Raw genomic sequence first — 357 nt, forward strand, 5'->3', positions numbered from 1 at the left:
AACGATCAGGGTGAAGCCCTAGTGAAAGTGGGAGATGAATCGCCACCCTCTCTTTCAGGTATATCCGTTGTAAGGAGGTGAACATCATGCCGACACACAAGGCCTACACATTCAGAATACACCCGACAAAAGAGCAGGAAATCCTGATTGCGAAGACGATCGGTTGTTCGCGCTTCGTCTTCAACCACTTCTTAGCGAAGTGGGATGAGACGTATAAAGCGACAGGTAAAGGACTGTCCTTCGGGTCTTGTTCGAAAGAACTCCCGGTGTTGAAGCAGGCGTTCGACTGGCTGAAGGAAGTCGATAGCACGTCTGTGCAGACGAGCGTCAAACATCTTGCTGATGCCTTTGACCGCT

The 357-nt window shown here is 50.4% G+C and carries 1 protein-coding gene; it reads left to right on the forward strand.

Translation table 11 applies throughout. The features are described from left to right. Positions 1–86: 86 nt before the first annotated feature. Positions 87–357, forward strand: a 271-nt coding sequence (locus tag KNP98_RS16360) for a helix-turn-helix domain-containing protein (RefSeq protein WP_214812260.1), incomplete at its 3' end; no start/stop codon positions are given.

The organism is Exiguobacterium sp. s127 (assembly GCF_018618695.1).
Taxonomy (GTDB): Bacteria; Bacillota; Bacilli; order Exiguobacteriales; family Exiguobacteriaceae; genus Exiguobacterium_A; species Exiguobacterium_A oxidotolerans.